A 12827-nucleotide genomic window follows, 5' to 3' on the forward strand; every position below is an offset into this window, starting at 1 on the left:
TTCTCTTGGGGTGCCGCCCTCCCTGTGGGGGCCGCCCTACTCGTCCGCCCCCACGCGCCGCGCCAGGATCTCGCGCTTGCCCACATGGTTCGCCGGGCTGACGATGCCCTCGCGTTCCATCTGCTCGATCAGCTTGGCGGCGCGGTTGTAGCCGATGTTCAGGTGGCGCTGGATGAAGCTGGTCGAGGCCTTGCCCTCGCGCACCACCACATCCACCGCCTGGTCGAACAGCGATTTCTCGGAATCCGAACCGGCGGCGATGCCGGACAGGCCGGGGTTGCCGTCCTCGTCCTCCACCTCCGTCACTTCTTCCACGTAATCCGGCTCGCCCTGCTCGCGCAGCCAGTCGGCGATCTTCTCCACCTCGGCATCGGCCACGAAGGGGCCATGCACGCGCGTCACGCGCCCGCCGCCCGCCATGTGCAGCATGTCGCCCTGGCCGAGCAGCTGTTCCGCCCCCTGCTCGCCCAGGATGGTGCGGCTGTCGATCTTGCTGGTCACCTGGAAGCTGATCCGCGTCGGGAAATTGGCCTTGATGGTGCCGGTGATGACGTCCACCGAAGGCCGCTGCGTCGCCATGATCACATGGATGCCCGCCGCGCGCGCCATCTGCGCCAGGCGCTGCACCGCGGCCTCGATCTCCTTGCCGGCCACGATCATCAGATCCGCCATTTCATCAATGACCACGACGATCATCGGCAGGCGGGCCAAGGACAGCGGCTGTTCCTCGAAGACGGGCTTGTTCGTCTCGGGGTCATAGCCGGTCTGCACGCGGCGGGTCAGCACCGTGCCGGCGGCCTGGGCCTGGTCCACCTTCTCATTGAAGGCCGCGATGCCGCGCACGCCCACCTGGCTCATCGCGCGGTAGCGGCGCTCCATCTCGCGCACCGTCCACTTCAAGGCGCCGATGGCCTTGGGCGGCTCCGTCACCACCGGCGCCAGAAGGTGCGGAATACCGTCATAGACCGACAATTCCAGCATCTTCGGGTCGATCATGATGAAGCGGCAATCGGCCGGGCTGAACCGGTACAGCAAGGAGAGGATCATGGTGTTGATCCCCACCGACTTGCCCGAGCCCGTGGTCCCCGCGATCAGCAGATGCGGCATCCGCGCCAAGTCCGCGATGACCGGCGTGCCGCCGATATCCTTGCCCAGCACCAGCGGCAGGCGGGCGGCGTTGCGCTGGTATTCCTCGCTGTTCAGCATCTCGGAGAGGAACACCGTCTCGCGCTTCACGTTCGGCAGCTCGATGCCGATGACGTTGCGCCCGGGCACGGTCGCGATGCGCACCGCCACCACGCTCATGGACCGCGCGATGTCATCCGCGAGGCCAATGACGCGCGAGGATTTGGTGCCCGGCGCCGGCTCCAGCTCATAGAGCGTCACCACCGGCCCGGGGCGGATTTCCGTGATGGCGCCGTTCACGCCGTAATCGTTCAGCACCTGCTCCAGCATGCGCGCATTGGCCTGCAGCGCATCGGCGCTGGGGCCGGCGGCCACGCGGGCGGGCGGCGGCGCCAGCAGGTCGAGCGGGGGCGTGCGCCAGCCTTCCACCGGCAGGTCGAGGGCGGGTTGCAGCGGCGCGCCGGGCTTGGCGCGGGCGGGGGTGGCGACGCGGGGCGCGGCGCGCGCCGGCTCGGGGGCGGCGGCGGAAGGCGCCACGGCGGGTTCGCGCCGCGCCGGGCGGGGCGCTTCGGCCGCGGCCTCGGCGGCGCGCAGCACGGTGGCGAGGTCGGCGGCCGGCTCGGCCCGGCGCGGGCGGCGGAAGAGGCGGCCCATGGCGCGCAGGGGCGCCAGGAACAGCGCCTCGCCCGGGCCGCGCGTGGCGCGTGCCCCGCGCGCGGCGACATCGGCGGTGGCCATGGCGGCATCGGCGGTGACGCGCGCGGCGCGGCCCCATTCCCCGAAGCTCAGCCCGAAGGCGACATAGAGCGCGCTGAGCAGGCCGAGCCCCAGCACGGCCCCGGCCGCCAGCCCGGCGAAGCCGCCCAGCAGGGCCGAGAACAGGCCGGACACGCCGCCGAGCACGATCGGGCCCGCCGCCCCCGCCTCGGCGCCCGGCAGCAGCGCCAGCAGGGCCGAGGCCGCCAGCAGGGCCAGCACCAGCGCCACCATCCGCAGCGGCCAGATGCCCACGGGCCGGTGGGAGACCAGGCGCAGCGCCCAGGCCAGCAGCACAAGACCGGGCAGGAAGCACGCCAGCCCCACCCATTGCCACAGCAGATCCGCCGCCACGGCGCCGCGCCAGCCCACCAGGTTGCCCACGGGCGCGCCGGTGGCGGTGGAGAGCGAAGGGTCGGCCGGGTTGTAGCTGCCCACCGCCAGCAGCAGCAGCAGCCCCAGCGTGGCCAGCACCAGCGCCCCCAGCTCACGCAGGCGGCGCACCGCCGCGGCCCGGATGGCGGGCGAGGCAAAGCGGCGCAACCCGGGCAGCGTGCCGGTGGGTGCGATCGGGGCGGCGTCTCGTGCCATGCGGCGCGACCTCATGGGGGGGAGGTGAAGAACGGCCGGGGGGATGGACAGCGTAACAGGGCCGGAACCGTTTCGCCAGTTTGGAGGTTCAGAGCCCCCGTCTCACAGCCCCTCGAACAGCTCCGTGGAGAGATAGCGCTCGGCGAAGGAGGCCGCGATGCCCAGCACCAGCTTGCCCTTCATGCCCGGCTCGGCCCCCACCCGCAGCATGGCGGCCACCACGGCGCCCGAGGAAATGCCCACCGGCACGCCGTCCAGCCGCGCCACCTCGCGCGCCGCCGCGAAGGCCTCCAGTTCCGGCACGCGCAGCACGGCATCCAGGCGCTCCTGTTCCAGCACGGCGGGGCGGAAGCCCGCGCCGATGCCCTGGATGCGGTGCGGCCCCGGCTCCTCGCCGCTCAGCACCGCCGATTCGGCGGGCTCCACGCCAATGACGCGCAGGCCCGGCCGGCGCGGCTTCAGCGCGCGGGCGATGCCCGTCAGCGTGCCGCCCGTGCCCAGGCCGCCGATGATGACATCCACCTCGCCGCCCGTGTCCCGCCAGATCTCCTCGGCGGTGGTGCGGGCATGGATGTCGGGGTTGGCGGGGTTGTCGAACTGCCGGGGCATCCAAGCGCCAGGGGTGCGGGCCAGGATATCCTCGGCGCGGGCGATGGCGCCCGACATGCCGCGCCGCGCCGGCGTCAGTTCCAGCGTGGCACCGAGCAGCCGCAGCATCTTCCGCCGCTCGACCGAGGCGCCACCCGGCATCACCACGATCAATTTGTAGCCCCGCGCCGCCGCCACCAAGGCGAGCGCGATGCCGGTATTGCCCGAGGTCGGCTCCACGATCACGGAGCGGCCGGGCGCGATCTCGCCCCGGGCCTCGGCGTCCTGGACCATGGCGAGGCCGATGCGGTCCTTCACCGAGCCGCCCGGGTTGAAGAATTCCAGCTTGAGCGCGAGGCGCGCCGCGCACCCCCTGTCCGCCATCAGCCGCGGCAGCAGCACCGAGGGGGTCTGGCCCACGGTGTCGAGGATGCTGGCGTGCAGCGTGTGGTTGCGCGGAGGGAGGGCGTCCATGGACGCTTCCTAGGCCAGTTTGCGTCCCGCGTGAATCATCCATGACAGACGCCATGACAGCCTGCGCCCGATCAATGGCCGGCAGGCCAACCGCGTGGCAGGCTCGCGCGTCAGAAGACCGCCAGAACCGGAGAGACGCCCCATGGCCCTGAAAGAAATCCTGCTGCACCTCGACGCCGCCGCCCCCGCCGCCGCCCGGCTCGACCTCGCCGCCGGCATCGCCAGGCGCAGCGGCGCGCACCTGGTGGGGCTGCACATGCTGGACCTGGCCGTGCCCATCCTGGCCGGCGATGTCGGCGGCGGCGCGGCGCTCGCCGGGCTGATGGACGAGATGCGCGGCGAGGCCGTGGCCGAGGCCGAGCGCGTCCAGGCCATGTTCGAGGAACGCCTGGCGCGTGATGGCATCTCGGGTGAATGGCGCCTGCTGGAGGGCGCCACCGTGCCGCTGCTGGCCGAGAATGGCCGTTATGCGGACCTGATCATCCTCGGCCAGACCGACCCCGACGTGCCCCGCCCCGGCGGCCGCGCCCTGGTCGAGGCCGCGCTGTTCGAAACCGGCCGCCCCGTGCTGGTCGTGCCCTATGCCGCCGCGCCGGCCGGACCCATGCGCCACGCCCTGATCGCCTGGAACGCGAGCCGCGAGGCGAGCCGCGCCGTCCATGACGCCCTGCCCCTGCTGGCCCTGATGGAGCGCGTGACGGTGCTGGTGGTGGAGCCCGAGGCGACCCCCGGCACCCATGGGCAGGAACCGGGGGCGGACATCGCGCGCCACCTCGCGCGGCACGGCCTGAACGTCACGGTGCAGCGCGCCGTGGCGCCCGACATCTCGGTGGCGGACGTGATCCTGAACACGCTGGCCGAGCAATCGGCGGACCTGCTGGTGATGGGCGGCTATGGCCATTCGCGCCTGCGGGAATTCATGCTGGGCGGCGCCACGCGCAGCCTGCTGGGCGCCATGACGGCGCCGGTGCTGATGGCGCATTGACCACGCGGCGCGGGACGATTTCCACCCCGCGCCACATTTCACGATGGCGAGGGATGGTTTAGCTTCCGCCCCCCGGACAGGAGACCCCGCCCCATGCTGCTGCGGCAGGACCGCGCCTTGCTCGCGCTCGACATCGCGCTCGACATCGCCTTCCACGCCGCCGGGCGCGGCGAGGTGAGCGGCGCGGCCGACATCGCGACGCGCATGGGCCTGGCGCGCCGGGGCATCGAGCCGCTGCTGCAGGCGCTGGTCCGCGCGGGGCTGCTGCACAGCCTGCGCGGCCCCCGCGGCGGCTACCGCCTGGCCCGCGCGCCGCGCGAGGTGACGGCGGCCGAGGTGGTGGAGGCCGCCTGCGAGGAGGACCCCCCCACGCCCCCCGGGCGCCTCGCCGCCGCCGTGACCGCGCCGCTCTGGCAGGAGCTGGACGCCGCCGCCCTGGCCACGCTGCGCGCCACCACGCTGGAGGCGCTGCTGCGCCGCGCCCAGGCCGCCGGGCTGCGCCGCCCCACGCCCGAGGCGCTGGATTTCGTCATCTAGAGCGGTGTTCACACGGGTGAACACCGCTCCATTCCGGGCAGATTCACGCCATGGCTGAGCCCAGCCATCGGCGATCCGCGCCGGCGATATCCCTGGACGAGGCCAGCCTGCGCGAGGCGGCGCTGCGGCACCTCTCCCGCTTCAGCGCCACCGAGGCCGGGCTGCGCCGCGTGCTGGGCAACCGCATCCGCCGCTGGGCCCGCGCGGCCGAACAGGCGGGGCAGGACCCCGAGGCGATCCGCACCGAAACCCGCGCCGCCGAGGGTCGCGCCGCCGCCATCGCCGCGCGGCTCGTCCAGGCGGGCGCGGTGGATGACGCGGCCTTCGCCGTGGCGCGCGCGCGGCGGCTGCGCGGCGCGGGGCGTTCGGCCGCGGCCGCCCTGGCGCACCTGGCGTCCAAGGGCGTGGCCGCCGAGACGGCCCGCGCCGCCCTGGCCCATGAGGAGGTGCCGGACGAGTTGACCGCCGCGCTGCTGCTCTGCCGGCGCCGGCGCATCGGGCCCTTCGGGGCCGCCGAACCCCCGCCCGAGACGCGCCGGAAATGGCAGGGCATCCTGGGCCGGGGCGGCTTCGGCGGGGGCGTGGCGCGGCAGGCCCTGGGGATGGACCGCGCCGAGGCGGAGGCGCACCTCATCGCGGCGGGCCGTCCGTGAGTCAGCGCGTCATCTTCACCCGCGCGGGGTTCTGGCGGGGCATGCGCGCGGCGCTCGCCCTGATGCCCGCCATGCTGCCCTTCGGCCTGGTGGTGGGGGTGCTGGCGGATGCGCGGGGCCTCTCCACCCTCGAATCCGCGCTGATGAGCGCGCTGGTCTTCGCCGGCACGGCGCAGCTTGTGGCGCTGGAACTCTGGGCGGACCCGGCGCCCATCCTGGGCGCGACCCTGGCCGCGCTGGTGGTGAACCTGCGCATGGCGCCCATGGGGGCGGCGCTGGCGCCCTGGCTGGACCGGCTGCGGGGCTGGAAGCTCTGGGGCACGCTGGCGACGCTGGTGGACAACAGCTTCGCCATCTCGGTGGCCGACCAGCGGGCGGGCGGGCGCGATGCCGCGCTGCTGCTGGGCATCGGCTTCGGGCTGTGGGTGTTCTGGGTGGCGTCCACCATGGTGGGGCACGCCTTCGCGGGCGTGATCCGGCTGCCGGCGGGGCATCCGGTGCTGTTCGCGAGCCTCGCCACCATGCTGGCGCTGATGGTGCCGCTGTTCCGCGGGCGGGTGGACATCATCCCCTGGGCGGTGGCGGCGGTGGTGGCGATCGCCGCGCACAAGGCGGGGCTGGGGCAGCCCTGGCCGGTGCTGGCGGGAGCGCTGCTGGGGGCCGGCGTCGGAGCGTGGCGGGCCGCGCCACGCAAGACCACCTGACCGCGCGATTCACGCCTCCGGGCAGACGCCCTCCGGCGATCGCGCTTTACCTGATCAGCAGCATCAGCACCGCGAACAGCGCCAGCGCCAGGAACTGGAACAGCACCCGGTAGCGCATCAGCTTCTGCGAGAAACCGGCATCGCCGCCGCGCGCCATGCCGACCACGCCGGCCACCAGCACGCCCAGCGTCGCGAACATGGCCAGGCCGACAAGAAAGGTCAGGAAGGTTTGCATGCGCCTATCTTGGCGCGGCCGGCGCCGGACGCAACCGCAACAAGGCCAGCGTGCCCGCCGCGGCCGTCATGGCGCACATGCCGAAGGCCCATGCGTAGCCCCCCGTGGCCATCACCAGCAGCGAAAACACCACCGGCATCACGATCATGGTGGCTGCGAAGGCGAAGCCCAGCGCGGCCGTGGCCGCCCCCACCCGCCCGGGCGGGGCCACGCGCGCCACCTCGCCCAGCAGCACCCCGTTCCAGCCGATGGCCGACGCCCCCATGGCCACCGCCGCCACGCTGATGAGAAGCCCCGGCCAGTCCGGCCCGGCCAGCGCGAAGACCAGGCAGGTGGCGACGATGGCGAAGCCCAGCCCGGCCAGCACCCGCATGGGCCCCACCCGGTCCGCGATCAGCGCCCAGAGCACACGCCCCACCACCCCGCCCCCCTGGGCCAGGGCCAATTGCAGCCCGGCGGCCTCAAGGGCGACGCCCCGCGTCTCGACCTGCCAGACCACGAAGAAGGAGGAAAAGCAGAACTGCGCCACCCCATAGCCGCAGGAGGCGATGGTCAGCGCCCGCGTCGCGCCGCGCTCCCGGAGCAGGGAAAGGCTCTGCCGCGCATCATGCCAGGGGCGCATCCGGCCGGCCGCCTCGGGCGCGCGGTCGGCGTCGAGGGTGGCGCGAATGGGTTGCAGGGCCAGCGCCAGCAGCAGGGCGAAGCCCGACATGGTCAGCACCCCCGCCCGCCAGCCATAGATCCCGCCCACCAGGGGTGCCGTGGCCGCCACCAGCATGGCCCCGGCCGGCACGCCGCATTGCTTCAGGCCGAAGATCAGGCTGCGCCGGCGCGCCGGCACGCGCGGCGCCAGCAGATGGCTGCCCGCGGGCGTGATCGGCCCATGCGCCAGCCCCGCCACCACGGCCGAGAGCACCAGCGCCCAGGGGCTGCCCAGCACGGCCAGCGCCAGCCCGATGGCGATGCCCACCAGCGCCGCCTGGCACACCCGCACGCCGCCATGCCGCACCAGGAAGCCCTGGCTGAGCGGCCCGGACAGCAGCGCGCCGAAATAGCACAGCGCCGTGTGCACGCCGGCCAGGTTGGCGGAGAGCCCCGTCTCCGCCGCGATGGCCGGGGCCAGGACAGGCACCGTCAGGAAGGCGCCCATCCCCGCCATATGCGTGCCCAGCAGGGCCAGCATCACCACCCAGATGGAGGGGCCGGGCGGGACCGGGGCATGATCAACCGGAAGGCCGGCCGGCGCGGGGGAGGTGGTCATGGGTGCGGGCATGTTGCGCCGCAACGAAGCGGGCCGCAACTTGACCCACCCCCCTCAGGCGGGACAACAGGACGGCATGACGCGTCTTCCCAAGGCGGCCCTCGCCCTTCTGCTGCTGCTCGTGCTGGCCCCCGTGCAGGGGGTGCTGGCGCAAGGCGCGGCCCCGCCCGCCTCGCCCGGCGCCTCGGCGGATGTGCTGAGCGGCCCGGCCCCGGCCGATGCCTCGGTGCTGAGCCCTGTCCTGCCCGCCCCCGGCGCGGTGCAGGCGCCCGTCCAGCAGACGCCCGTGCCACCCGCACCGGAGCGGCGCCCCGCGCCGGCACCGGCCCCCGAAGCCGCGCCCGCCCCGGCCGCCCCCGAGCCCGCGCCGACCCCCGCGCCGGCCCCCGCGCCAGCCCCGGCCACCCCCGCCCCCGCGCCCGCCGAGGCCGGCGTGGTGGGCACGACGCCACCGCCTGGCGCCGTCGCCCCGCCCGTGGCGGCCCCAGCGCCCGCGCCTTCACCCGCGCCCGCGCCCGCCGCCACCGCGCCGGCCCAGCCGCCCGCCGCCGCACCCCAGCCCGCCGCCCCCCCCGCGGCGCCCGCCCCCGCGCCCGCCGAGCTCGGCGCCCTGCTCGAACTGCTGCGCGACCCCGCGCGGCGCGATGCGCTGATCCGTGCCCTCGAGGGAGGCGAACCCGCCCGCCCCGCCAACGGCGCCGCCCCCGCGCCCACGCCCGCCCCCGGGACCGCCCCCCCCGCCGAGGCGCTGACGGACCTCCCCTCGCCCGCCGAGGTGCTGGCCGGGCTGCGCGACCGCGCGACCGAGCTGGCCGCCCGCGCCTTCGACGCCGCCGCCGACATCACCGACGTGAACTCGCTCCGCGCCTGGGCCCGCAGCGTCTGGGATGATGAATTGCTGCGCGCCCAGGTGCTCTCCGCCGCCTGGCAGATGCTGCTGGTCCTCGCCGCGGGCATGCTGGCGGAACAGCTGGTGAACCTGCTGCTGCGCCGCCCCCAGCGCTGGCTGGACCACAAGGCGGCCACCGTGGAGGGGCCGCTGCGCGGCATCCGCCTCACCCCCTATGTCGTGGGCAACCTGGCGCTGAGCCTGCTGCCCATCATGGCCTTCGGCATCGTGGCGCTGGGCGTCGTCGGCGGGCAGAGCATGTGGCCTTCCAGCCGCCTCATCATGGAGGCGCTGGTGCTGGCCTACATGGCCACGCGCACCGTCATGGCCGCCGCCAGGCTGGCGCTGGCGCCCAAGAGCAACCGGCTGCGCCTGGTGCCGTGCAGCGACGAGACGGCCATCAGCGCCACGCGCTGGACGCGGCGGCTCGCGGTCACCACCATCATCTTCTACGCCGCGGCCGAGGGCGGGCTGCTGCTCGGCCTGCCCATCACGGCGCGTGACGCCATCTGGCGCGTGGGGCTGCTGGTGCTGTCGGTGATGGCCGCCATGGTCATCCTGCAGTTCCGCACGGTGGTGGCGGCGAAGCTGGCCGCGCCGCCGCTCGCGGCCGGCGACGTGCCGGACCGTGCCCGCATCGCCATGCGCGCCCTGCGCGACCGCGTGGCGGGGCTGTGGCACGTCATCGTCATCCTCTGGATGCTGGCGGCCTGGGCGGTCTGGGCCCTGCAGATCGAGCGCGGCTTCGAGCGGCTGGGCACGGCCTCGCTGCTCACCCTCGTCATCCTGGCGGTGGCCAAGGCGGCGGACGAGCTGGCGCGCCGCGTGCTGATCCGCGCCTTCAAGGTCAGCCCGGCGCTGACCGAGCACTACCCGAACCTGGAGCACCGCGTCGGCGCCTACCAGCCGGCGGTGAAGACCGCCATCTCCTCCTTCATCCTGGTGGTGTCCATCGTGGCGCTGCTGGAGGTCTGGGGGCTGGGCGCGCTCGCCTGGTTCGACACGGGCCGCTTCGGCAGCCGCGCCATGGTGGCGGTCATGACGGTCGCCATCACGCTCTTCATCTGCGTGGCGGTGTGGGAGGCGGCCAACGCCGCCATCGCCCGCCAGCTCGACAGCCTGCCCGCCGATGGCTCGGCCGCGCGCAACGCCCGGGTGCGGACGCTGCTGCCCATGCTGCGCACCGTGCTGGGCGGCGTGCTGCTGCTGGTGGTGGGGCTGACCGCGCTGTCGGAACTCGGCGTGAACGTCGCCCCGCTGCTGGCGGGCGCGGGCGTGCTGGGTGTGGCCATCGGCTTCGGCAGCCAGACGCTGGTGCGCGACGTCATCACCGGCATCTTCCTGCTGCTGGAGGATGCGGTGGCGGTGGGCGACGTGGTCTCGGTGGGCGGGCTGTCGGGGGCGGTGGAGAAGCTGACCATCCGTTCCATCAAGCTGCGCGCGCTGGATGGCTCGGTCCACATCGTGCCCTTCAGCGCCGTGACCACCGTGACCAACATGACGCGCGACTTCTCCTTCGCGCTGGTGGACCTGACGCTGGACTACAGCGCCGACACGGACGAGGCGGTGATGATGCTGCGCGTCATCGCGGAGGAGATGCGCGACGACGAGGCCTGGGCGCCCTCGCTGCTGGCGCCGCTGGAGGTGCTGGGCGTGGACCGCATCTCGGGCGAGGGCATCCTGGTGCGCGCCCGCATGATGACGCCGCCCATCCGCCGCTGGGCCGTGATGCGCGAGCTGAACCGGCGCGTGAAGCAGGCGGCGGCCGAGCGCGGCATCAAGCTCTACGACCCGCGGCGGGGCATGATCATGGAAGGGAAGGCCACGGAAGCGAAAGCGCCGGAGAAGGCAGAAGAGTGAGCAGCCACAGCGCCGCCACCCCACCCAGGATGGCGATGGTGTAGTTCCGCGTGGCAAGCATCACGCCCACCACGCAGCCCGCCGCCACCCAGCGCGTGGGCCCGGCATCCAGCAGGGCGGGGGTGACGAAGGCCACGAAGATGCAGCCCGGCAGGTAGGTCAGCATGGATTGCACGAAGGGCGGCGGGCGCGTGGCGCGCAGCAGGGCATAGCCGCCGGCACGCAGCGCGTAGCTGGCGGCCGCCATGCCCAGGATGGCCAGAAGCACGTCCCACCTGACCGACATGGATCCCCCTCAGCGCAGCCCTTCCACTATGTCACGGAACAGCTGGGCCGGCAGGGTGCCGCCGCGCACATCGTCCATGGGCCGGTTGTTGTCATTGCCCAGCCAGACGCCGATCACAACCGGGCCGTTCGCCAGCTCCGCGAAGCCCAGGAACCAGGCGTCGCGGTGGGACTGGGTGGTGCCGGTCTTGCCGCCCGTCACCACGCCCGGCACGGCGGCCGCGCGGCCGCTGCCATAGCGGGTGGTGGCCTGCATCATGGCGCGCATCTGCGCCGCCGCGCTGCTGGGCACCACCTGGGCGGGCTCGGGGCGGGCGAGCGGTGCCGCGCGGCCCCCGGCCTCGGCGCGCACCATGCCGTGCGGCGCCACGCGCCGCCCGCCATTGACCAGCGCGGCATAGGCGGCCGCCATCTCCAGCAGCGAGGCATCCCCGGTGCCGAGCGTGATGGAGCCGTCGCGCGGGAAGGGCCCGCGCAGGCCCAGGCGCTGGGCGGTCTCGGCCACGGCGGCGGGGCCGCCCGCCTCCTGCATCACCCGCACGGCGGCGGTGTTGACCGAATGGGCGAAGGCCTCCTCCAGCGTGATGGCGCCGCGCGTGCGCCATTGCCCGTTGGAGGGCGACCAGCGGCCCATCCGCACCGGCCCGTCCGACACCATGTCGCCGGCCGAGGCCCCGCGTTCCAGCGCCGCCAGGTAGGTGAAGGCCTTGAAGGTGGACCCCGTCTGCCGCCTGGCCGAAACGGCCCGGTTGAAGGGCGAGCGGGAGAAGTCGCGGCCACCCGCCATGGCGCGGACCGCGCCCGTGGCCGCGTCCATCACCACCACCGCGCCCTGGCCGGCGCGGGCCTGGGCCCCCGGCCCGTCCAGCAGCGCGGCGAGGCGCGCCTCCACCACCGCCTGCCAGCCGGCATGCAGCGTGGTGCGGATGGTCAGATCCTGGCTGCCGGGGAATTGGCGGGGGATGTCCTCGAAGAGCCAATCCGCGAACCAGCCGCCATTGCGCGAGGGGCGGGGCGGAATCCGCATCTCCTCCAGCGCGCGGGCCGATTGGGCGGGGGTGATGGCGCCCGTGTCCACCATGGCGGCCAGCACGTCCCGCGCCCGGTCCAGCGCGCCATCGGGGTTGGTGCGCGGGTTGAGGCGCGAGGGCGCCTGGGGCAGCCCGGCCAGCACCGCGGCCTGCCACAGCGTCACGCGCCGGGCCGAGACGCCGAAATAAACCCGCGCTGCCGCATCCACGCCGAAGACGCCGGCGCCCAGGTAGACGCGGTTGAGGTAGATCTCCAGCAGCTCATCCTTGGTGAAGCGGTGCTCCAGCCACAGTGCCAGCAGGGCTTCCTGCACCTTGCGGCGCAGGCTGCGCTCACCGGAGAGGAACAGGTTCTTCGCCAATTGCTGCGTCAGGGTGGAGCCGCCCTGCACCACGCCCCCGGCATTCCAGTTGGCCCAGGCGGCGCGGGCCAGGCCCACCACGTCCAGGCCGAAATGCGCCTGGAAGCGACGGTCCTCGATGGCGAGCAGGGCGGCCGGCAGATGCGGCGGCATGTCGCGCAGGCGCAAGGTCTCGCCGAAGAGGTCGCCCTGGGTGGCCAGCAGGTTGCCCTCGACGGTCTGCAGCGTGACGGAGGGGCGGCGCTGTTCCTCCAGCACGCGGTCCACGCGCGGCATGTCCCAGGTGAAGAAGAGCAGCAGCGCGGCCAGGGCCAGCCCGCCCCAGATGGTGGCGATGAGGGCGAATCTCGCCAGCGCCCAGCCGAGGTGCCGGCGGGCGGGTCGTTTGGCGCGGGGTTTTGGCCCGCTCGGGGGGTGCCGTTTCGTCCGGGGGGCGGCACGGGCCTCGGTTCGCAGCCGGGGGGCCGCTGAGCGGGGCATGTCCCAGGCTT

At 74.2% G+C, this 12827-nt stretch carries 11 protein-coding genes; 5 read left to right on the plus strand and 6 right to left on the minus strand.

What is annotated here, in order from left to right:
• Window positions 1-36: 36 nt before the first annotated feature.
• Together JTN19_RS11530 and cysK are read right to left on the minus strand one after the other, a co-directional pair.
• Window positions 37-2472: an FtsK/SpoIIIE family DNA translocase gene (locus JTN19_RS11530; RefSeq protein ID WP_206932582.1), complete on the minus strand. Its 2436-nt coding sequence runs from the start codon at window positions 2470-2472 to the stop codon at window positions 37-39.
• Window positions 2473-2574: 102 nt separating this feature from the next.
• Window positions 2575-3534, minus strand: coding sequence for a cysteine synthase A (gene cysK / locus JTN19_RS11535; protein ID WP_206932584.1), 960 nt, complete (start codon window positions 3532-3534; stop codon window positions 2575-2577).
• A 142-nt stretch (window positions 3535-3676) separates the two neighbouring features.
• Between cysK and JTN19_RS11540 the strand changes: the two genes are divergently transcribed.
• From JTN19_RS11540 to JTN19_RS11555, 4 genes are all read left to right on the plus strand, one after another.
• A complete protein-coding gene (locus JTN19_RS11540) occupies window positions 3677-4519 on the plus strand; it encodes a universal stress protein (RefSeq protein WP_206932585.1) in 843 nt (280 codons plus the stop codon).
• A 93-nt stretch (window positions 4520-4612) separates the two neighbouring features.
• A complete protein-coding gene (locus tag JTN19_RS11545; protein ID WP_206932586.1) occupies window positions 4613-5056 on the plus strand; it encodes an RrF2 family transcriptional regulator in 444 nt (147 codons plus the stop codon).
• Between the two features lie 50 nt (window positions 5057-5106).
• Window positions 5107-5709, plus strand: a complete 603-nt coding sequence (locus JTN19_RS11550) for a RecX family transcriptional regulator (protein ID WP_206932587.1) — start codon at window positions 5107-5109, stop codon at window positions 5707-5709.
• On the plus strand, window positions 5706-6413 hold the full coding sequence (locus JTN19_RS11555) for an AzlC family ABC transporter permease (protein ID WP_340643317.1): 708 nt from the start codon (window positions 5706-5708) through the stop codon (window positions 6411-6413). Before JTN19_RS11550 ends, JTN19_RS11555 begins: the two co-directional genes overlap by 4 nt.
• Before the next feature lie 46 nt (window positions 6414-6459).
• On the opposite strand, the gene JTN19_RS11560 is transcribed toward JTN19_RS11555, so the two are convergent.
• Together JTN19_RS11560 and JTN19_RS11565 are read right to left on the minus strand one after the other, a co-directional pair.
• Window positions 6460-6648, minus strand: coding sequence for a twin transmembrane helix small protein (locus JTN19_RS11560; RefSeq protein ID WP_206932590.1), 189 nt, complete (start codon window positions 6646-6648; stop codon window positions 6460-6462).
• A 4-nt stretch (window positions 6649-6652) separates the two neighbouring features.
• Entirely contained in the window at window positions 6653-7909 is a 1257-nt protein-coding gene (locus JTN19_RS11565) for an MFS transporter (RefSeq protein WP_206932592.1), read from the minus strand.
• A gap of 76 nt (window positions 7910-7985) precedes the next feature.
• On the opposite strand from JTN19_RS11565, the gene JTN19_RS11570 reads away from it, so the two are divergent.
• Complete coding sequence (locus JTN19_RS11570; RefSeq protein ID WP_206932594.1) at window positions 7986-10658, plus strand: mechanosensitive ion channel family protein; 2673 nt, start codon at window positions 7986-7988, stop codon at window positions 10656-10658.
• Here the strand turns inward: JTN19_RS11570 and JTN19_RS11575 are convergent.
• Window positions 10606-10944, minus strand: a complete 339-nt coding sequence (locus tag JTN19_RS11575; RefSeq protein ID WP_206932596.1) for an AzlD family protein — start codon at window positions 10942-10944, stop codon at window positions 10606-10608. The genes JTN19_RS11570 and JTN19_RS11575 overlap by 53 nt on opposite strands.
• A 9-nt stretch (window positions 10945-10953) precedes the next feature.
• The coding region (locus JTN19_RS11580; RefSeq protein ID WP_340643318.1) for a transglycosylase domain-containing protein at window positions 10954-12827 on the minus strand (1874 nt) is incomplete at its 5' end.

Origin of the sequence: Roseococcus thiosulfatophilus, from assembly GCF_017311575.1 — a bacterium.
Classification (GTDB): Bacteria; Pseudomonadota; Alphaproteobacteria; order Acetobacterales; family Acetobacteraceae; genus Roseococcus; species Roseococcus thiosulfatophilus.

Bases quoted from the DNA above. Each gene is read 5' to 3' on its own strand.
- JTN19_RS11565 (WP_206932592.1), bottom strand. From the start codon at position 7,909: ATGACCACCTCCCCCGCGCCGGCCGGCCTTCCGGTTGATCATGCCCCG.
- JTN19_RS11530 (WP_206932582.1), bottom strand. From the start codon at position 2,472: ATGGCACGAGACGCCGCCCCGATCGCACCCACCGGCACGCTGCCCGGG.
- JTN19_RS11550 (WP_206932587.1), top strand. From the start codon at position 5,107: ATGGCTGAGCCCAGCCATCGGCGATCCGCGCCGGCGATATCCCTGGAC.
- JTN19_RS11570 (WP_206932594.1), top strand. From the start codon at position 7,986: ATGACGCGTCTTCCCAAGGCGGCCCTCGCCCTTCTGCTGCTGCTCGTG.
- cysK (WP_206932584.1), bottom strand. From the start codon at position 3,534: ATGGACGCCCTCCCTCCGCGCAACCACACGCTGCACGCCAGCATCCTC.
- JTN19_RS11540 (WP_206932585.1), top strand. From the start codon at position 3,677: ATGGCCCTGAAAGAAATCCTGCTGCACCTCGACGCCGCCGCCCCCGCC.
- JTN19_RS11575 (WP_206932596.1), bottom strand. From the start codon at position 10,944: ATGTCGGTCAGGTGGGACGTGCTTCTGGCCATCCTGGGCATGGCGGCC.
- JTN19_RS11545 (WP_206932586.1), top strand. From the start codon at position 4,613: ATGCTGCTGCGGCAGGACCGCGCCTTGCTCGCGCTCGACATCGCGCTC.
- JTN19_RS11560 (WP_206932590.1), bottom strand. From the start codon at position 6,648: ATGCAAACCTTCCTGACCTTTCTTGTCGGCCTGGCCATGTTCGCGACG.